This is a genomic window from Acinetobacter calcoaceticus, from assembly GCF_016508255.1.
Classification (GTDB): domain Bacteria; phylum Pseudomonadota; class Gammaproteobacteria; order Pseudomonadales; family Moraxellaceae; genus Acinetobacter; species Acinetobacter calcoaceticus_E.
This window is the reverse complement of the sequence record NZ_JADVKT010000002.1, coordinates 170,311-189,432: the sequence shown is the minus strand read 5'-3', so window position 1 is coordinate 189,432 and position 19,122 is coordinate 170,311. Positions and strand designations below refer to the sequence as shown.

17 protein-coding genes are annotated in these 19,122 nt (G+C 39.9%); 6 read left to right on the top strand and 11 right to left on the bottom strand.

Going from position 1 to position 19,122, the window contains the following annotated elements:
* Positions 1-9: 9 nt before the first annotated feature.
* Positions 10-846, top strand: a complete 837-nt coding sequence (gene budA, locus I5515_RS04880; protein ID WP_199965023.1) for an acetolactate decarboxylase — start codon at positions 10-12, stop codon at positions 844-846.
* Positions 847-966: 120 nt separating this feature from the next.
* Positions 967-1,665, top strand: coding sequence for a DUF1826 domain-containing protein (locus tag I5515_RS04875; protein ID WP_199965022.1), 699 nt, complete (start codon positions 967-969; stop codon positions 1,663-1,665).
* A 63-nt stretch (positions 1,666-1,728) separates the two neighbouring features.
* Here I5515_RS04875 and I5515_RS04870 read toward each other — a convergent pair whose 3' ends face one another.
* The 3 genes from I5515_RS04870 to I5515_RS04860 all read right to left on the bottom strand — a co-directional run bounded on the left by I5515_RS04870 (position 1,729) and on the right by I5515_RS04860 (position 4,337).
* Positions 1,729-2,199, bottom strand: coding sequence for a spore coat U domain-containing protein (locus I5515_RS04870; RefSeq protein ID WP_199965021.1), 471 nt, complete (start codon positions 2,197-2,199; stop codon positions 1,729-1,731).
* A gap of 276 nt (positions 2,200-2,475) precedes the next feature.
* Positions 2,476-3,390 (bottom strand): alpha/beta hydrolase, encoded by a 915-nt coding sequence (locus I5515_RS04865; protein WP_199965020.1) that lies wholly within the window; start codon positions 3,388-3,390, stop codon positions 2,476-2,478.
* Positions 3,391-3,416: 26 nt separating this feature from the next.
* Positions 3,417-4,337 carry an alpha/beta hydrolase gene (locus I5515_RS04860; RefSeq protein WP_199965019.1) on the bottom strand — a complete coding sequence of 307 codons (921 nt, stop codon included), beginning with the start codon at positions 4,335-4,337 and terminating at the stop codon, positions 3,417-3,419.
* A gap of 106 nt (positions 4,338-4,443) precedes the next feature.
* Here I5515_RS04860 and I5515_RS04855 point away from each other — a divergent pair, with 106 nt between their 5' ends.
* The 3 genes from I5515_RS04855 (at position 4,444) to I5515_RS04845 (ending at position 8,476) form a co-directional block, all read left to right on the top strand.
* Positions 4,444-5,331, top strand: a complete 888-nt coding sequence (locus I5515_RS04855; protein WP_199965018.1) for a LysR family transcriptional regulator — start codon at positions 4,444-4,446, stop codon at positions 5,329-5,331.
* Between the two features lie 242 nt (positions 5,332-5,573).
* Positions 5,574-7,745 carry a TonB-dependent siderophore receptor gene (locus I5515_RS04850; protein ID WP_199965017.1) on the top strand — a complete coding sequence of 724 codons (2,172 nt, stop codon included), beginning with the start codon at positions 5,574-5,576 and terminating at the stop codon, positions 7,743-7,745.
* A gap of 47 nt (positions 7,746-7,792) precedes the next feature.
* The gene (locus I5515_RS04845; protein WP_199965016.1) at positions 7,793-8,476 is read left to right on the top strand and encodes a hypothetical protein; all 684 of its coding nucleotides are present in this window, start codon (positions 7,793-7,795) and stop codon (positions 8,474-8,476) included.
* A gap of 50 nt (positions 8,477-8,526) precedes the next feature.
* Here the strand turns inward: I5515_RS04845 and I5515_RS04840 are convergent, their stop codons facing one another.
* The 8 genes from I5515_RS04840 to I5515_RS04805 form a co-directional block, all read right to left on the bottom strand.
* The gene (locus I5515_RS04840; RefSeq protein WP_199965015.1) at positions 8,527-8,787 is read right to left on the bottom strand and encodes a hypothetical protein; all 261 of its coding nucleotides are present in this window, start codon (positions 8,785-8,787) and stop codon (positions 8,527-8,529) included.
* Between the two features lie 122 nt (positions 8,788-8,909).
* On the bottom strand, positions 8,910-10,253 hold the full coding sequence (locus I5515_RS04835; protein WP_199965014.1) for an ATP-binding protein: 1,344 nt from the start codon (positions 10,251-10,253) through the stop codon (positions 8,910-8,912).
* Complete coding sequence (locus I5515_RS04830) at positions 10,229-10,894, bottom strand: response regulator transcription factor (RefSeq protein WP_199965013.1); 666 nt, start codon at positions 10,892-10,894, stop codon at positions 10,229-10,231. Before I5515_RS04830 ends, I5515_RS04835 begins: the two co-directional genes overlap by 25 nt.
* A 55-nt stretch (positions 10,895-10,949) precedes the next feature.
* Positions 10,950-11,390: a hypothetical protein gene (locus I5515_RS04825; protein WP_199965012.1), complete on the bottom strand. Its 441-nt coding sequence runs from the start codon at positions 11,388-11,390 to the stop codon at positions 10,950-10,952.
* Between the two features lie 27 nt (positions 11,391-11,417).
* Positions 11,418-12,206 (bottom strand): hypothetical protein, encoded by a 789-nt coding sequence (locus I5515_RS04820; protein WP_227562634.1) that lies wholly within the window; start codon positions 12,204-12,206, stop codon positions 11,418-11,420.
* A 107-nt stretch (positions 12,207-12,313) separates the two neighbouring features.
* Positions 12,314-15,478 carry an efflux RND transporter permease subunit gene (locus I5515_RS04815; protein ID WP_199965011.1) on the bottom strand — a complete coding sequence of 1,055 codons (3,165 nt, stop codon included), beginning with the start codon at positions 15,476-15,478 and terminating at the stop codon, positions 12,314-12,316.
* Complete coding sequence (locus I5515_RS04810; protein ID WP_199965010.1) at positions 15,475-16,560, bottom strand: efflux RND transporter periplasmic adaptor subunit; 1,086 nt, start codon at positions 16,558-16,560, stop codon at positions 15,475-15,477. The genes I5515_RS04815 and I5515_RS04810 overlap by 4 nt, the downstream gene beginning before the upstream one ends.
* Positions 16,557-17,861 (bottom strand): TolC family protein, encoded by a 1,305-nt coding sequence (locus I5515_RS04805; protein ID WP_199965009.1) that lies wholly within the window; start codon positions 17,859-17,861, stop codon positions 16,557-16,559. Before I5515_RS04805 ends, I5515_RS04810 begins: the two co-directional genes overlap by 4 nt.
* A gap of 816 nt (positions 17,862-18,677) precedes the next feature.
* Here I5515_RS04805 and I5515_RS04800 point away from each other — a divergent pair.
* Positions 18,678-19,115 (top strand): DUF2147 domain-containing protein, encoded by a 438-nt coding sequence (locus tag I5515_RS04800; RefSeq protein WP_199965008.1) that lies wholly within the window; start codon positions 18,678-18,680, stop codon positions 19,113-19,115.
* Positions 19,116-19,122: the final 7 nt, after the last annotated feature.

Sequence of the window (19,122 nt, the reverse complement as noted above, 5' to 3'; positions counted from 1 at the left end):
AGAACTCTAATGATTAAAAACTTGGCCCTCATTAGTACATCTATATTCAGTATCGTAAATTTGGCCTATGCCAATGATAAACCTGTTGGAAAATCTGCTTACGTTGCTAAGACACCTCAAACTCACATCCCAGAAAATCATCTTTATCAGTATGGAATAGCAGATGCTTTTATTGAAGGATTATACAAAGGTTCCAAAAGTGTCAGCGAGATCAAGGAACATGGTAACTTTGGGTTAGGTGCACCCGACCTACTTGATGGTGAACTCATCCTCATAGATGGAAGTTTTTATCAAACGACCTCTAGTGGTCAGACCCATCTCGTACCAAATGACTTCAAAACATCCCTCAGTTTCGTCACTTTTTTCAAACCAGAGCAAAGCTTTTCAATGGATCAGCAAGCAAATCAAAAACAAACTTTTGATTTTATTAATGCTCAGCTCAAAAGCTTGAACAAGATGTATGCGATTAAGATTACTGGTAAATTTAAAAACATCCAGACCAGAGCATTTCCCCCTGTCAACCAACAGCAAGGACCTTATTTCACCCCTCTATATAATATGATGGATAAACAGGTTCAGTTGAATTATGAATCTACCAACGGCACGCTCATAGGTTATCGTTTACCAGAGTTTTTAAATGGTATTAATATTGGCGGTTACCATTTCCACTTTTTATCTCAAGACCAGAAACAAGGCGGACATGTCTTAGGGTTTGATGGAAGTAACTTAAAAATAGAAGTTGCAGAATTAAAAAAGTTTGATCTTGAAATTCCGCAGGACCAAGACTTTCAGAAATTTAATTTTTCAAAACCAGATTTATCGGGAAAAACTCATCAAGTAGAGTAGTCATCACTTTTGCTGAACTAAGCGCTTAGCCTAAATTGACTTAATAATTTGGAATTTCATATTTTCGGCAAAGCTCGGTGTATATTATGCGCCATGGTTTATGATTTATTTAATTCTCTTATGAAGAATACGCTTTCTGACAGCAATCAAATTAGAGTGGTTTCTACTTTCCCTGAACTTGTAAATACGAATTTTCAAGGAGAGACCAATGCCCTTTGCTGGAACAGAAATTTGGCTGGTGACTTTAAAGAAGTTGTAGATAAACTTGAGTTAAAAGAGAATATTACAGAAGTTTCTATTGAAGATCTTTTAGCTCTACAACTTTCCGAAAGAGGTAATCTGGCAAGGGAAATTATATTAGAAGATATACAGCTATTAACTGATTTTGGTGCCTCGCCTTCTCTTAATTTACTTAAATATTATGAGCGTGATGAAGAGCTGGATTTCATTTCAACAGATGTATATTCATTTCATGTTGACCGTTCACCTGTTGCAACAGATACGTTCTTATGTACTTATCACGGCGCTGCTAGCGATATTGTGCCCAATAATCAGGTTGAACAGAAAGTTTTAATTCCAGAAATCAGAGAAAAGCTCAAAGAATTACATGACGGCCCAGAAACTGAATTTGAAAGCTTTTTAGCAGAGTATTTTTTTGATTTACATTATCAGCCTAAACACGATGCCCAACCTGTAAATTTAGGCACAGGACATATTTGGCGTTTAGCAGTAGATCATCCAACGCAAAAGGTCTTACCTTGTGTTCATCGAGCGCCTGTTGAAAAAGATGGTGAATATCGTTTGCTATTGATTTGTTAGGAAGTAGTACGATTTTCCAGTCCAGAAGACTGAGTTATTCAACAATATTTTATTTTTCTTTTATTAATATATGACATTCACACGAACCCAATCTTCATACTTTGTTGCCTGAACATTTGTACTTGAGGTAATTGCACCATGAATAGGAATATTTTCTTTCATTCCTGTTGCGACTCCTGAGCGTATTTTACCCCCTGATCCCGCCCAAATTTGAGTATGACCAGCATCTTGATACAGTACATATGCAACAGATGCTGTGCTTGCAGCAGATTTAAGTTCAAAATTATTGTCTGAAGTTACCGCCAATTGATACGGTGTATTTTTGCTACATTGAACAGATATATTGGTTATTGCATCAGCAACTGGCTGAGAGCGAACAACTGAGCCAAAATCTAAATTTCCTTGTGTGGAAACTTCACAAGTTTCTATAATGGTTAAACTGACCTTTAAGGATGTAGATGTATTTCCTGCATCCGCACTATTTATTATCAGCATTCCCATAAGAGAAAATAAAGTATATTTAAGAACTTTCATTTTTTCTCCTTATATTTTCATTCTAATATCTATTCATCTTTATATTATTATTTCTCTGTTCTGGCTAAAGAAACAGCTTCAGGATCTTTTATTTATAAAACTTAATATCTCCTACTGTCAACAAATACTAAACGCATGATTTGCAGGTTATTTTTATAATCTGTGATGAATTACACGCAATCTAATTAATTTAAAAAGTAGTTTATGTTTTTTTAAATCTGTATGAAAAAAATAAAAGCCCATTTAAGGGCTTTTATTCAATAAATAGTAATAACTTTACAATTTCATTTTAAAGAAATCTGTAAGTACACTCGAAGCTTCATCCACATATTTAGGAATGTCGTATAATTCCATATGATTCGAACCCTCAATAATGTGTAATTTTTTGTCTGCACTTCCAGCACGATGAACTAAATCTTCACTCATCCACTTACTACCCGCCACACTTCCAGCAATAGCAATTAAAGGTTGTGTTAAAAAAGCTTCAGCTTTGTTATATGCATCATAAGTAATAATTTGAGCTAAGCTACGAGCTGTTGTAAACCCTGGTGAGTTAGGGTGTTCAGCTCTTGGGGTATGGTAATATTCCCATGCCTGACGTAATTCTTCATTAGGTGCATCTTCTTCTTTTAATGGTGCAAGAGGAATAGTTGCAATATTTCCACTATTTACATCTGCTGTTCGAGCATCTGAACCAGCTTGAATATATGGAATAGCGTCTGCATCTTTAACCGTGTTTTCCCAACCATTTCGGAACATAGACCCAATATTTACTGCACTTACAGTACCTAGAGCTTTAATACGGCGATCATTGATTGCCGCATTCGCAGCGTAACCCGCGCCTGCACAAATTCCCATTGCTCCAATACGATTTTGATCCACATAATTTAATGTGGTGAGATAATCAATAACGGCACTGATATCTTCTGTACGGATATAAGGATTTTCTAATTGACGTGGCAGACCTGTACTCTCACCTTGATAAGATGCATCAAATGCAATAGTTACAAACCCTTGCTTAGCAAGATTAGCCGCATATAGACCTGCTGTTTGCTCTTTTACTCCACCACCCGGATGAGCAACAACAACTGTAGGGTATTTTTGAGTTTCATTAAAAGCTGGCGGGAAGTGAATATTTGCAGCAATTGTATTGCCTTGACCATTTGTATTATGAAATTTAATAGTTTTCATCGAATTGATTCCTTAAAGAACTTAACTTAAATATTTTTTTGAAAAAATGGGATCAGTTTTGCTAATGCTTGACCGACTGGTTCAGGCTTGTCATATAAGTCGTAATGCGACCAACTTTCTACAATCACGAGTTCTTTATTTTCAGATCGTGCTCGACCATAGATTTCTAAACTATCTCGATAAGATCCAAATCCACCCACTTTATCGCCAGCAATAATTAATAAAGGTTGGGTAAGTAAAACTTCAGCAAGGTGAAATGCGTCCCACCCGATTGAAACAGCCGAATTTGAAAATAATGTCTTAGCTACACCATTAGGTTTATAGCCTCGATCAGTTTTGTAATATTCAGTCGCTTCTAATACATCAATATCTGTTAAACCTGCTGCTTTTGCGACTTCAACTGAGTCGGGTAATAAGTCATCCACTCTTCTTGATTCACCACGTGCTTCGGCAGTACGTTGTTTTGCTATTAATTCCAATTTTTCTAATGGATTCCAGTTACTAAAACCTTCTCTAGATAAACGGCCAAAATTAACAGCATCTACTGTAGCAACTGCCTTGATTCGTTTTTCAGTCATCGCGACATTTAAGGCATAGCCACCTCCACCACAAATCCCTAATACCCCTATACGATTTTCATCAACATATTTAAGAGTCATTAAATAATCTGTGACTAAACGGAAGTCTTCTACACGAAAGACCGGATTCTCAATTGAGCGAGGTTCACCACCACTTTCACCCTGAAAACTTGCATCAAACGCAATCACAATAAAACCTGCTTTTGCTAAGGCTGCACCATATACATTTCCAGAGGTTTGTTCTTTACAACTACCAATTGGGTGACCACTAATAATTGCTGGGTATTGATTGTTTTCATCAAAATTTTCTGGGAAATGGATATTTGCTGCGATTTCCCAATACGGTGCTTTGATTTTTACGTTTTTCATTGTTGACTCACCTGTGTTGAACTTCATTAAAAACATAGTAACAAGCAAAGATTAGTCTGATTAGATGCTATAATCTGATCGTAACTATTAGTAAAACTTATGAATCATGAAAATTAATCTGAATGATTTAAAAACATTTTCTGAAGTAGTAAAGACTAAAAATTTTACGAAAGCTGCGGCATATATGGGAATTACCCAGTCTGCTGTGAGCCAGAGTATTAATAATCTTGAAGCGCAGTTAGGTATCAAATTATTAAACCGATCTACTCGTAGTCTAACCCTTACCGAAGCGGGCTCTCGTTTAATTGAGCTGGTCGGTCAAAACATAGAAAATATAGATTTAGGAATAGAACAAATTAGTTCTATGAAAGACCTGCCGAGTGGACATGTTCGTATTTCTGCAGATGCTTATACGATTAAATATCATTTGTGGCCCAAGCTTAAAAATATTGTTAAGCAATATCCCGACATATCGCTTGAACTGACTTCTGAAAACAGACGGATTGATATTGCCAAAGAGGGATATGATGCTGGTGTGCGTGTTGGCAATTTAGTCGAAAAAGATTTAATTGCGATCCCCATCAGTAAAGAGATTCCATTTCGTTTGGTGGCTTCCCCTATGTATTTAGAAAAATACGGTATGCCTCATACGATTGAAGATTTAAAAAATCATAAAGGAATTTATATCAGGCTATTAACTGATAACTCTTTAATGGCTTGGGAGTTTAAAGATAAAAATAAAAGTATATATTTTAGAGGGCCTGTACAACTCGTGATGACCAGTTTGGACGAGATGTTAGATGCAGTAATAGATGGCTGTGCAATTGCTTACTTACCATATTCACTTGTGAAGTCTTCTTTAGAAGAGAAAAAACTAATAAGTTTATTAGAGCAATACACTGTCACATTGCCACCCTTTTATTTGTTCTATACGAGTCGGCGCTTAATATCTCCTGCATTTAAGATCATTAAAGATACATTGAGCGAAAAATAAGTTCCATTCATGACAACTGCCTAATCGAGGTGGTGAGTAACGTCACTGCAATTCATAAAATAATAAAAACATTATCAATTATTTAATTTTTCTCACTCATTTGTTACTGCTTTAAACGTTGCAAATGAGTCTCATTTATATATACTTTACACACTTTTTGGGGTCTGGTCGGCGCTACAGTTCGCTCCAATAACTGTTCTTTTCAGCCTCCACACGATTTTCTATATCACTTAGGTATACTTATGTTTGCTTTCTCCCCACGTAAAAATCTAATTACTGTTGAAATTTTAAAACATAGTAGCCCCTTGCTTTTATCACTGCTCCCAGCCTTATCTTGGGCAGAAGCAACTGCAATCCCACCTGCTCAATTAGAAACAATTAAAGTTCAGGCTGAAACAGACTCAAGCTACATCGGAACTCAAACGGCGTCAACATTAAGAGGCAATCAAAAAAATCTGGAAAGCCCACAAACCGTAAATGTAGTTTCTAAGCAATATGTAAAAGATTATTTGCCTGCAAACTTGGATAATGCACTGACTCAAGTGAGCGGCATTACACAGGGTAATACTTTAGGCGGCACTCAAGATACCGTCATGAAACGAGGTTTTGGTGACAATCGTGACGGTTCAATTACCGTAAATGGTATGCCGATTGTGCAAGGTCGAACCATGAATGCAGCAGTTGAACAAGTTGAGGTTTTAAAAGGCCCGTCTTCATTGCTCTACGGCATTATGGACCCAGGTGGTGTGGTCAATGTCATTACAAAAAAACCAGAGGCCACTCAAAAAACTGAACTTTCACTCTATGGTTCAAGCTTTGCAGCAGGTAAAAATGGTTTAGGCGCAAGCATAGATACCACGGGCGCAATTAGTGATAGTAACTTTGCCTATCGTTTTATTGCCGATCATTCCGATGCCGATTATTGGCGTAATTTTGGTAACCTCAAACAAACTTTAATTGCTCCGTCTGTAGCATGGGACAATGGTCAAACTAAAGTAAACCTGAGCTATCAATACCGTCACTTTGATGTACCTTTTGACCGCTCTACAGTTTTTGACCCGAAAACCAATAAAGCCCTACCCATCTCTAAATATCAACGTCTAGATGAAGCTTTTAACCAAATGAAAGGTGAAGATCATCTGGCGCAGTTGTTGGTAGATCATCAAATTAATGATAACTGGTCAGCTCACTTAGGCTATACCTACAACTACGAAACCTATGATGCTAACCAGTTACGTGTAACCAAACTAGATACGACCAAACACACCGTGACACGCCGTACTGACGCGACGCTGAATGCTGAGAGCATAGACAGTAATGCTCAAGCGTATATCACTGGTTCAACCAACCTGTTTGGTTTAAAACATGATATTCAAATCGGTTCAGACATCGAGTACCGTAAGTATTTCCGTCCAGATATGGTTCGTGGCAATACCTCAACTTTAGATTATTTAAATCCAAGTTTTGGAACTGTCGAACCATCTCAAAACGTTGTTGCATCAGACAGCGATCAAACCGATAAATTGCATACCTATGGTTTTTATGTACAAGATGCAATTCATTTAAATGAAAAATGGATTGCAGTACTTGGTGGTCGTTACCTGAACTATCAGCAGACTGCTGGCCGTGGCAGACCATTCAAAGAAAATACCAATACCAATGATGATGCTTGGCTCCCACATGCAGGCTTAGTCTATAAATGGAATGACCAGCTTTCATTCTATGGTAGCTATACCGAGTCACTTAAGCCGTCTTCTTCAATTGCGCCTTTAGGTGGCGACGCTGTAATTAATGCCGATGTCCAACCTGAACAAGCCAAGTCTTATGAAGTTGGTGCGAAATACGAGCTGAATGACCGCATTAAAGCCAATTTTGCGCTCTACGATATTAAAAAACGTAATGTTTTAGCTAAAGTCACTAACTCATCAACTGGTGAAGTTGAACTACATACTACTGGTGCCGTACGTTCTAAAGGGGCTGAGCTCGACCTGACAGGACGTGTGACCGATCAACTTGATGCGACCCTGACCTATGCCTATACAGATGCCAAAGTCACCGAAGATGAAAGCGGTCTAGAAGGTAATCGCTTGAATAATGTAGCGAAAAATACGGCTTCTCTCGCATTGGCCTATAACTATGGCGAACTTTACAATGGTAATTTACGTCTAGGTGTAAGCGGTAATTATGTCGGTAAACGTGCGGGAGATTCGGAAAATACCTTTGACCTGCCTGACTATACCCTTGCCAATGCCTTTGTAAGTTATGACACGACCATTGCCAAACAAGCAGTCACTTTCCAATTTAATTTAAATAATATCTTTAACACAACCTACTACACAGCGAGCGTCAATAATCTGACCGTGTCTCAAGGTGACTCTCGCCAAGCGGTATTACGCGCAACCTTTAAATTCTAAACATGGGATTAGAGCAGTGCCTAAATCGCTGCTCTTTTGAGAACACTATGAAAAAGCTTCTTTCTATTATGATGATGATCACTACACTATGTGTATGGACATCCTCTCTTTATGCCCAAACACGAATTGCCCTGATCTCACAAGTCAAGGGTGCGTCTGCTAGCACAGATGTTGCCATTCAAAAATACTTGCAGAGCAAAGGCTATCAAGCTGAAGTATTCGATCAATCTGTTTCACCCAACAGTTTAAAAAATACCGATTTAGTCATTATTTCTTCTACTGTCGCGTCTAAGAATATGCAAGCTGGCTGGCGTCAACTGCCCATTCCACTCATGACGTGGGAAAATGATTATCTTGATGATTTGGCTATGACGGGTAAACGCATCAATACCGATTTTGGTGAGGTCGAAAAAGAACGTTACTTATGGTTGGTGAATGCACCGCATCCATTATCTGCGCATCTTCCTGCTGGAACTCGTAATGTATATAAAGCACAAGCACCAATGAGTTGGGGCAAACCCGGATTAGGCGCAACCATTATTGCGACTGTTTATGGGCAACCTGAAAAAGTGGCAATCTGGGGTTATGAAAAAGGTGCAACCATGGATTATGAGTCTCTGGCACCTGAAAAACGCTTGATGTTCTTTCTCAACAATGACACTTTTACCAATCTATCTGAAGATGGATTAAAACTGTTTGATGCCTCAATTCAATGGCTACTCAAAAAATAAATCCTTAAAAAATCCCGCTGAATATTGCGGGATTTTTGTAGTTAACAGAATTATCGATAACCACGTTCGTAGTTATGTCGATCAGACCTATGATCGCCATGTGCTTTATTACGATAGTAACCCTTGCCATGATGTGAACCACGATAAGCATGTCCATAACCATGATGTGAGCCACGATAAGCATGTCCATAGCCATGATGCGAACCTTGATAAGCATGACCATAGCCATGATGTGAACCATAGTCTTTTGCAAAGGTTGGGACCGAGAGCGCGATGAGTAAAGCCGCGAAAAGATACTTAATGTACTTCATAATAAATTCCTTTTTATTCTAGTAGTAGAATTTAAAGTAATACATAAATGCATGTTAGGAACAAGTGATGATCTGTTAAAACCTATTGTTAAATTGAGGTTTAGATCCGCACACTCAACAAGCTAAACAGGTATGTAAATTTTAACTTGTAGCCCAGTTTGGGTTTCTTTATCAGTGAAACTGAAATCGATTTTTGCACCCCAACGCGTGGAAAGCGCATTGACAATTGATAAGCCCAAACCTGAACCCACCTGCTCTCCACCAAGTATTCGGTAAAATGGATCTAATACTCTTTCTCTTTCACTCATAGGAATACCCGGTCCATTATCTTGAACTTGCAAAATCACTTGTCGATTTTCTTGATGTACTGATAAATCGATTCGTCCTGCTGACGGCGTATAGCGAATAGCATTATCAACCAAGTTTTTAACAACAGTCATCAGCTCTAGCTCATTTACCCATATTTGGGCATCCGACACACCTTCAATACCAATATCTATCTGCTTTTCTTCTGCCAACGGCATTAGGTCTTCTAATATTCGGCGATAAATACCTTGAACAGAAACCCATGCTTTTGGAGATTCAATATTGGTCTGAACCTTAGCCAAAGTTAAAAGTTGCTCCAACAAGCTTCGTCCTCGTTTAATACCTTGTTGCAATACATTCAAGCGCTCTCTGGCTACATTAGACATGTCGGCATCTGCCAATCGTTCAGCCTGCAAAGAAAGTGCTGTCAGTGGTGAGCGTAGTTCATGTGCCGAGTCTGCAACAAAACGGCGCTGTGCTTCCATCGATCGATCTACACGTAAAAACAGTGAATTGATCGCAACAACAAAGGGACGAATTTCTGTTGGTAAATGGGTACTTTCTATTGGACGTAAATCTTGTTCAGCACGCTGGTCTATTTCCTTTGAAAGTGTAGCAATTGGCCGAAACATGCTTCGAACTAAATGAGACACAAGAAACAGTAAAACGGGTATAAAAATTAAAAAAGGCATCACTGTACGAAAGGCACTGTCATACGCAATTTCATTTCTTAAACTCGATGGCTGAGCAACCACAATGCGGTCACCACTAATCAGTGTTTTGACCAATACACGAAAAGTCTTATCCCCAACTTCTTGGGTATGTAAACCATCGGACAGGGTTGGCGATATCGGTAAGATTCCGTTTGTCTCTTTTTCTAGAGTCGTCTGATTGGCTTTTAAGTGCTGAATAATCACTTGAGCCTCGGCATCACTGCCTTTGAGGTAAGTTATAGGTGCAAGACTAGAAGACAATTGTTTTTGATCGATGAGCTGCGCTACTTGCCGCAAAATATCGTCTTGTAACTCGTGGGCTTCATCAAAAGCAAATACAAATGAGCAAATCCCCGCGACTAAAGCCACAAGTAAAATTGAGATAGACAAAGTGAAAGATAATTTGAGCTGAATCGAATTATTCAGACTTTTTTTGACACCATCCATCCAGCTCCCCTAATATTTTTAATGACTTCAGTTCCTAATTTTCGTCTTAAGGCGTGAATCAGATATTCAACAGCATTACTTTCGACTTCCTCGCCCCAGCCATAAATACGATCTTCTAACTCACTACGGGATAGGATTGCACCGGGTCTAAGTAGTAAAGCATGGAGTAGTGCAAATTCACGGTTCGATAACTGAGTCGGAAGCCCACCATTTATGGCAGCCTCTTTTGTTACCGGATCGAGGGTTACAATACCATTATTGAGTGTAGGTGTTGCATTACCCACCTTGCGCCGCAGCACAGCCCGAATACGGGCAAGTAATTCTGCCATATCGAAAGGTTTTAATACGTAATCATCTGCACCGCTATCAAGTCCATTTAAACGGTCATCTAGCCCGTCACGCGCAGTAATAATCAGTAATGGAATCGGGTTATTCTGGGCTCGGATGCTTTTGAGTACATCCAGCCCATCTTTGTTTGGCAATCCAAGATCAAGAAGAATGACATCGTAATGTTGACAGTCCAGAGTACTGAGTACCACTTGTCCATTTTTAACCCAATCGACTGCATAAGAGGCATCTTTTAAAGCACTCTGAATCGCGTCGCCAATCATCGGGTCATCTTCAACCAATAGTACTCGCATCGGAACTCCACTTCATATTTATTCATTCAAATGATCATTTAGATATATGTATAAATCAGGATTGACCTTGAAGCATATCAAAAGTTTTTAATAGTTGAGTCATCGCATTTTTACAGTCAGCTTGCTTTGCAGGATTAGAGCGTAATGCTGATAAAGCCTGATCAATTGACTTATCTAGCACATGCCAATCATCTGCTGCTCTTGGTTTTAATCCAGCTTCGGCAGAATCCCATGCCAACTCTAAATCTTTGATTCGTGCTTTAGCAGCAGGTAAATCACCTTTATCAACAAGTACACTAACTTCAAATGCAATATTACGGAATGAAGTTAAATCACCCAATTTAGAAGCTGAGTGAGCTTGGGAAGTTTGAGTACCTTGAGCGGTTGTATCGGTATTCTGATTGCCAGAATGTTTAGAACATCCAACCACCAATGTCAAAATAATTGTTGATGTTGCAACAGCAAGCGGACGAATCAATGAACGTTGTGATTTCATGGTTTTTTTCCTACAAAATAAAGAAAATTAGTATTTGGTTTGAACCGACTGGTTCTGCGCTACAGAGAAATTAAACTGGGCCTTGGTGACTAAAATGACAATTACAGTAAGGAAAATGATACTGGTCCACATCGCTCCAAAACCTAGTCCGCCATAGGTGTGATCTTGTGTCAGAAAATCACCAAGTGCAGCACCAAATGGGCGGGTTAAAATATAGGCTATCCAGAAAGTGAGTACGGCATTTGCTCCCATACGCCACAAAATAAAAATACTGCCAATCAAGGCACCAAACAGTACAGCACCCCAAATAAAGCCTAAACCTAATGCTTCAGTTGCCAGATCTCCTGCTGCTGTACCGAGCGCAAAAGTGCACAAAATGGCAGCCCAGTAAAACAACTCCCGTTTACGTGAAACGATTTCATGAATAGATAAGGTTCGCTCAACTCGATACCAAATGAAAAATATCGCAGCGAGTGCAACTGAAAAGACAGATGTGCTGACATATAAACTGATATTTAAACCGTCAGTTAATAAATCAGTGATTTGTGTACCCACAATGCTCACCAGCACAACGGTCAACCAGTAAATCCAAGGTACATAGCGTTTAGTGCCTAACTGAATCGTCAGCGCAATCAACAGTAAAGCTGACATAATCGCACAAGTAATGTTCTGACCAAGGCCAGCATTCACAGCGAGGAAATCGGCCCCTGTTTCACCAACCGTGGTTGACATAATTTTAATGATCCAGAACGATAAGGTAACCTCTGGAACTTTATTGAGCCAACTACTGGTGTTGGCCATTTGCAAGTTACTCATGGTGCTGTACCAAAAGAAGTGGACTTACAAGCAGTTTAATCAGGCTAACTTAGCTGAAACATAGGCACATATTCTTATTCATAGAATATGTGCCTTTTCTTTTAGGCTTATTTTTGATGCTTAGATAACACGCTAAATACCACTGGCATTACAATTAATACCAATGGGAACTGCACGATCAGTCCAGAAATAATAGCGATTGCTAAAGGTTGTTGCATGGCAGAGCCTTCCCCCAAAGCAAATGCTAAGGGAAGCAAAGTTAAAATAGCTGCCAATGTCGTCATTGCGATAGGACGCATACGATTTTTCCCAGCTTCTATCAACGTGAACATTTGCGTTAAGTGGCTTGGTGGCTGATCATCTTCATTACGTATCTCTTGTTCTGACTGAGTGCGTAAATGCTGATATTCTGAAAAGAAGAAAATAGCCACTTCCGTCACAATGCCCACAATCATTGTCATACCCATCATGGCAGAAATGTTCAGTTCAATACCCGTTAGCCATAAGCCAATAAACACACTCGACACCGCACACAGCGGAATAAGCAATACCGAAAAGGCAATGCGGAAGCTTTCGTATAAAAACAGCAGCAATAAGAAAACCAGAGAAACAGCCGCAGCAAATACAACCATTAATCCTTTAAATGCCTTTTGCTGTTCAGCATATAAACCACCCATTTCAACTCGAACATGAGGAGGTAAAAAACCTTTTGCATTAACAACTTTTTCAACGTCAGCAACCACTGAACCTAAATCTCGCCCACTGATACGGGCTGTGACTGCAACCATACGCTGCATTTGCTCACGTGTAACTTCAGACTGCCCTGCAACATGTTCAAGCGTTGCCACATCCTGTAATCGCACGATAGAGCCATTCGGTGCATGTAACGTAAGATTTTCTAGGTCTAACAAGGTTTGTCTTTGTTCTTCTGGAACCCAGACACGAACTGGGGTTTCACCAATACTGCTAGTTGATTGCGCAACTTGCGTAGCAATTCGACCTGACATCGCATCCTGTACGGCCTGATTAATCATATCCGTAGTCAAGCCAGCCAGCGCAGCGGCTGGTGCATCGACATGAATCTCAATGGCATCACCTGCTGGAATAATGCCTGGATTGATATCCACTACGCCATTTACGGTAGAAATCGCTGTAGCTGTTTTGGTGGCAATCTTTTGGAGTAATTCAGCATCATCTGAAAATAGCTTGACTTCAATAGGTTGCGGTACAGCAGTTAAATCGCCAATGACATCTTCCATCAATTGAGCCAATTCAACATCAACACCTGGTACTTTTTGTTCAACCTCACTACGCACATTTTCCATTACCGCATCAATCGGCTCGCGCGGTTGCGGTTTTAAACGAACAAAAAAGTCCCCTTGATTGGGTTCAACCAGACCGCCTCCCAAACCACTGCCTGTTCGACGTGAATAGGTCAATACGTTGGGATTCTTTTGAATAATCTGCTCAACCTGATGCAATAAGCGATCTGTTTCAGTAAGAGACGTTCCCGCAGGTGTGCGGTAATCTAAAATAAAACCACCCTCATCCATGGCAGGCATAAAACCAGAACCAACCTTGGTAAACGCAAAACCACCCAATGCCAATAAGGGTAAAACGAGCAATAGCACTAACAACGGCCGACGAATTAATGTCTGTAGTAATTGCTGGTAACGGGTGACTATCATCTCAGCAAAACGACTTGGCTGATGTAGACGTATATCTTTATCTTTAAGAAAAATATCTGCCAACATCGGCACAACAAACCAAGTCAGCAAAAAGGAAATAACCAAACCTGATGCCATCGTCAGAGACAATGCTTTAAAGAATGCCCCAGTAATACCTGTCAAAAAAGCCAGCGGAATAAAAATAACAATTGTAGAAGCAGATGAGCCTGCCAATGGGCGCAAAAATTCCTGTGCTGAAGACATGATGCCCTGACGGACCTGTTCTCGATTTTCTTGCTGTTCATCATCACCCAACACGATGGCCCGCTCATGTAGGCGACGTACTAAATGTTCTACCATCACAATAGCATCATCGATAATAAGCCCCACAGCAGCGGCCATACCACCTAAAGTCATGATGTTAAAACTCATATTTAGATACATGAGTAAAATCGTCGTCAATGCCAGTGTTAAAGGCACCATCACGACAGCAATCAAAGTAATTTTGAAATTACGCAAAAAAATCAGCAGTACAATACCTGCCAATGCCATACCAATCAAAATGGCATCTAATACACTACGTGCAGAAGCTGATACTAACTGACTTTGATCGTACCAACTGGTGAGATGCACTCCAGCAGGCAATTGTGCTGATGCCAATTTAGCTGCCACATCTTTAACAATTTGAATGCTATTACCCGTAGGTTGCTGATAGATATTTAGTAAAATCGCATCATGACCATCGGCATTTACCCGTCTCACTTGTTGTGCAGGATGCTTACCAATGGTGGCAATGTCTTTGAGTAAAACCACACCATCAGGTCCAGATTTAACCACCACATTACCAATATCAGTTTCATTTTTAAGAGGTGTATTCGTAATCACCAAAAAGAGTTTGTATTGATCTTCTAGTCGACCATCTGCTGTCACAACATTAGCGGCGGCCAAGGCATTGGCAACATCACTAATGCTCAAACCGATCGTTTGCAATACCGCAGGATCAACCATTACCTGATATTCGTCTTGTGTACCGCCTTCAACTTCAACATGCGACACACCCGACACGGTCGTTAGCATGGGACGCAATTGCTTATAGGCAAGCACCCTCAACTGAGATTGAGACATTGTGTCGGAGCGCAGACTATAGGCTAAAATCGGAAAAACAGTTGGATCCATACGGCGCACATTGACTTGTACGCCTGGCGGCAAATTTGGCAACAATTGACCAATAGCTTGATTGACTTGTGAGGTTGCCATCGACATATCGACATTCCAGTCAAAATTGACGGAAATCTCAGCAGAACCACGACTGGTCACTGAACGAATATTGCTGATATTTGGCACTTGTCGAATGGCATTTTCAGCAGGAATAGTAATATTCTGCGTCATTGGTTCAACAGGGCGATCGCCCGCATCGAGAGACACTACAACTCGAGGAAAGTCCACGTGTGGAAATAACGCAACGGGTAATTTGATTGATGCGGCAATACCAGCCCCACCTAAAATAATGACTAAAAACAATAAGGAACGGTAATGCCTTTGCATCCATTGCATTATGCCATTGCCGTTCTTATCCTGATTATTTGGTTCTGGCAATGCAGTCATCGGGTTTGCTCCTGTACACGCATGCCGTTCTTCAAGGTGTAGTTTCCTAAGGTGACGATTTTAAAGTTAGGATTCACTTGCCCATAGATCATGCTTTCTTTGTTGGTTTGTACACCGAGTTGCACTGGTACGCGTACCGCATGATTTTTATTCACCTGATAAATATAATGACCCTGCTGATCCTGCAATACTGTATTGCGTGGTACAACCCAGCCGTTTTGCCCCTTCTGTTGCAAGCTGTTTAATTGCAATATCGCTTTAACTGGGACACCAATACGCCAGCGCCCCGATAAACTATGTTTGAGTTGTACTGGAATATCGACCCGACCTGTTTGCGGATTGATTGCACCATCAATTCGCAGAATGCTCCCTTGCAAAGATTCTGTCTGCCCTGTAGCAAGTGCAGGACTAATAGTCACAGGCATACCCACCCGTAAACGGTTCAGCATGTCTGGAGCAATCCCAATTACCGCTTGTGGCGTTGCAGTTTTACCCAACTGCATAATGGTCGTTGCCGCAGCCACATGATCTCCCACCTGATTATTCATGCTGTTGACCTGTGCATCGGCAGTCGCATGAATAGTTTGAGTTTTACGTGCTCCGCCCTGTTGTTGCAAAGCATTTAATGCTGCCTTAGCATCAGTTAGCGCTTTTTCAGCAGTAGCAAGTTGCGACTGAGTCGCCAAACGCGCATTCACCAAACTGGCAACCCGTTGGCGTTCGCCTTGAGCAAATACCACGGCAGATTGTGCTTGTGTGGTATTCATAATGAGCTGTGGATCAGTTTTAATGGTCAGTAAGGCTTGTCCTTTACGAACATATTGCCCTGAGCTGACATAAATCGCTGTAATCTGACCAGCTTGAGACAAGTTGACGTTATAAATAGCTTGTGGTGGATTTTGAATACTGCCATATACAGTAAGTGTATCCATCAATGCTTTTTTAACAGGAAGCTGGGTCCGCACCAAAGCAACAGGTTCCACCTCCTTTTTAGGCTGATCTTCACTCTCGGCAAATACCAATCCGCTACTCGAGGCACTCGTTACCAAGATGGCAAAAATAAAAACATTCTGTTTAATCATGGTGTAACTCCAGCAGATTGCTGTACGGGCAATCCTAATAACGTATTTAATCCAACTGCTTGCTCACGAATTGTTTGCTCTAGATTAAGCAAATCCAGCTTTTGACTGAGCATATTGTTCTGCAAGGTAAGCCAAATTTGATCATCGATTAAACGTTGTTGATGTGCTGGGGCAGCTTTCTCTACATCTTGCTGCAACTGCTTTAAACGAAGGTAGCGATCTTGCCAAACAGCAACATTCTGCTGTTGCTCTGCTTGCAAACGCTGTACTGCAAAAACCGTCTGATTTAAACGTGACTGATATTCTGCATACATACGTTGTCTGGTGGCCTTTTCCACAGCAATATTGCCTCGATTACCATTAAATATTGGCAAATTTAATGAAATGCCTAGGCTTTGACTGGAAATGCCCGAAGAGTCTTTCGCTCGTGTTAAACCAACATTCAGTGAAGGAAATTGAGACCAGATGGCCTGACGTAGCTTGGCATCCTCACTGTCATAACCTTTACGCAAGGCCAATAAGTCAGGTCTATGTGTATTGATATGATCCAGTGCGACCTGAATGAGTTGAGGATTCACAACTTTAGGTGCTTGACTCATGTCCTGATCATCAAATTTTAAATTGAGTTGTGTGCCTGCTGCTAAGCCCAGCAATGCATTTAAATCATGAAGTGCTGCTTGATGGGCTGTTTTTAAGTCATCAATACGACTATTTACTGCTTGTAATGCAACCACATCTGCATTCACCTGATCACGTGTCACTCCAGCCGTTTGCATGGCTTTCATCATGCGATTCACGCGGTCTTTTGCGATTGCTTGATTTTGCAATAAGACTGGCAGTGTTTTTTGCTGCATTTGTAATCGGGACATTAATAACTGTGCTTGACCTACTACCTGCCACTCTTGCCACAGTAAATTCAGCTCAGACTGATGTAGGCTTTCCTTCGCCTGTTTTTTTGCTAAAGAATGCGTCAATAAACCAATAAAATCATAACTCAAACCAATGCTAGAAGCGGCTTGATATCCAGCGGCCACATGAATATCGCGTGATAAACTCAATTGAGGATCTGGTAATAAGCCTGCGGAATATACCTGTGCTTCAGCAACGCCTGTATCTTTCCGTGCGAGTTGAAGTTCTGGATTGTTGCTCACTGCCAGCATTGCAATATTCAGTGCATCTAGCCCAAGTTCTGGATTAAATGGATGCGCCTTTAAAGCAGGAAAAGGATTCAGCAAAGCACGATCAACCGTTAGATCGTGATACTGTGTCGTGGTGGGCAGTGACAAAGCTTGGTAACTCACACACCCAGATAAACAAAGTGTGAATAGCAACGAAGTACTCAAGCAAACGTACAATTTCTTCTTATACATAAAAGTAATAATTCAAAATTAATGTAGTAGTTGGCAAAAACTAAAACAACTTTCTTAAAAAGAAATTAAGCAATTCTTTATAACCTGAGAAAAAAAATTCCACTATGTTTTCTTAAAACTGGAAATCAGAACTAAATCATTGTTAAATAAAATAATTATGTCATTTATTAATAATTTACATGATACAAATTTCTAATCATAGCTTCACAAAGTCAGTACTATCATTCGGCTCTATTCATGCAGCTTAACAAGGTTTCGTTCATAACAATTTGCTAAGCTGCAACTTAAAGGATTGATAGCGTGTTTTTAAATATCTCTATCACTCACATCATTTAAAGCTTTTAGCGGCTTTATCAATAAGATTAAACACTTGGTCAGGATGAGAAATTAGAGATAAATGACTCGAGCTAATTCGTATTACACTTGAGTGAGTTTGCTTAGAAGAATACAAAAATATTATTCTAAGTTGTCTTTTTCTCGAATAAAAAATACGTTCTAGCCATACTTCTCAACTATAAAATAAATAGACTACCCATCTACTTACGAGAAATTTAAAAGTCTGATAATTCTGTCCATTCTCGCAATTGCATAAAAAAAACGATCAAAGTAACATCTGAAGAACATAATACAATTTTGCATAATGTTAACCTTCTAGATTCAAAACAAAGAAGGCTGTAAAGTTGACTTTAAAATGAATAATTTTGGCAGTTAAAGCCACCCTATTTGTTAATTTGAGAAATGATTGTTATGAAAAAATATCTATTCCTACTTTTACTCAGCTCTTTTTCGGTTCATTCATTTGCTGCCGACAAACTTAATGGCACTTTCTGGAAAACCATTGATGATGAAACCAATCAGCCTAGAGCACTCATAAAATTTAGCGAAGATAAAAACGGTGTTTTAACTGCGAATATCGAAAAAATCCTTGTTCCAAGTGAAGCCAATAAATGTACGATGTGTGAAGGTACCTACAAAAACAAATCTTTGATTGGTTTAACCATCGTCAAAAATTTAAAAAATGTAGGCCAAAATAAATATGACAAGGGATCTATTCTCGACCCTCAGTCTGATCGCACCTATCGCTTTAGCGTAACAGTAGCACCAGATGGTGAAAAACTTACTGCTCGTGGCTACATTGGTATTTCTGCAATTGGTCGCAACCAAACATGGTATCGAGTTAAATAAATTTTGG

Excerpts from the sequence above, each read along its gene's own strand:
- I5515_RS04855 (WP_199965018.1), top strand. The coding sequence starts at position 4,444 with ATGAAAATTAATCTGAATGATTTAAAAACATTTTCTGAAGTAGTAAAG.
- I5515_RS04835 (WP_199965014.1), bottom strand. The coding sequence starts at position 10,253 with ATGGATGGTGTCAAAAAAAGTCTGAATAATTCGATTCAGCTCAAATTA.
- I5515_RS04820 (WP_227562634.1), bottom strand. The coding sequence starts at position 12,206 with ATGAGTAACTTGCAAATGGCCAACACCAGTAGTTGGCTCAATAAAGTT.
- I5515_RS04815 (WP_199965011.1), bottom strand. The coding sequence starts at position 15,478 with ATGACTGCATTGCCAGAACCAAATAATCAGGATAAGAACGGCAATGGC.
- I5515_RS04825 (WP_199965012.1), bottom strand. The coding sequence starts at position 11,390 with ATGAAATCACAACGTTCATTGATTCGTCCGCTTGCTGTTGCAACATCA.
- I5515_RS04865 (WP_199965020.1), bottom strand. The coding sequence starts at position 3,390 with ATGAAAACTATTAAATTTCATAATACAAATGGTCAAGGCAATACAATT.
- I5515_RS04845 (WP_199965016.1), top strand. The coding sequence starts at position 7,793 with ATGAAAAAGCTTCTTTCTATTATGATGATGATCACTACACTATGTGTA.
- I5515_RS04810 (WP_199965010.1), bottom strand. The coding sequence starts at position 16,560 with ATGATTAAACAGAATGTTTTTATTTTTGCCATCTTGGTAACGAGTGCC.
- I5515_RS04860 (WP_199965019.1), bottom strand. The coding sequence starts at position 4,337 with ATGAAAAACGTAAAAATCAAAGCACCGTATTGGGAAATCGCAGCAAAT.
- I5515_RS04870 (WP_199965021.1), bottom strand. The coding sequence starts at position 2,199 with ATGAAAGTTCTTAAATATACTTTATTTTCTCTTATGGGAATGCTGATA.
- I5515_RS04830 (WP_199965013.1), bottom strand. The coding sequence starts at position 10,894 with ATGCGAGTACTATTGGTTGAAGATGACCCGATGATTGGCGACGCGATT.
- I5515_RS04850 (WP_199965017.1), top strand. The coding sequence starts at position 5,574 with ATGTTTGCTTTCTCCCCACGTAAAAATCTAATTACTGTTGAAATTTTA.
- I5515_RS04800 (WP_199965008.1), top strand. The coding sequence starts at position 18,678 with ATGAAAAAATATCTATTCCTACTTTTACTCAGCTCTTTTTCGGTTCAT.
- I5515_RS04840 (WP_199965015.1), bottom strand. The coding sequence starts at position 8,787 with ATGAAGTACATTAAGTATCTTTTCGCGGCTTTACTCATCGCGCTCTCG.
- I5515_RS04875 (WP_199965022.1), top strand. The coding sequence starts at position 967 with ATGAAGAATACGCTTTCTGACAGCAATCAAATTAGAGTGGTTTCTACT.
- budA (WP_199965023.1), top strand. The coding sequence starts at position 10 with ATGATTAAAAACTTGGCCCTCATTAGTACATCTATATTCAGTATCGTA.